Source organism: Vibrio sp. 10N.222.55.C6 (assembly GCF_041473395.1).
In the GTDB taxonomy this organism is placed as follows: Bacteria; Pseudomonadota; Gammaproteobacteria; order Enterobacterales; family Vibrionaceae; genus Vibrio; species Vibrio crassostreae_C.
On the sequence record NZ_JBFRSD010000224.1, the window covers coordinates 1 to 219 of the forward strand.

At 47.9% G+C, this 219-nt stretch carries 1 pseudogene; it reads right to left on the reverse strand.

Going from position 1 to position 219, the window contains the following annotated elements:
- Positions 1-219, reverse strand: a pseudogene (locus AB4486_RS23360) (sulfite exporter TauE/SafE family protein); the annotation flags it as partial.

Consider the following 219-nt stretch of genomic DNA (forward strand, 5'->3'; position numbering starts at 1 on the left):
GCCAATCAATCGAACCATTGACGATAAAAAATACGATCGCTGCGAGGGAAGCACACGCGGACACGAGCAGTTTGATGCCATTCATCACGTTGATGTTGGTGTAACCAGCCAGCGCCAAGTAGCTCAATGTCACAATGCCTAAGCCTGCATTAAAATAACCACCATAAACACACACGATCAAAAGCAATACAGCGGAAAAGAACACCCCTGCGCTGGTGG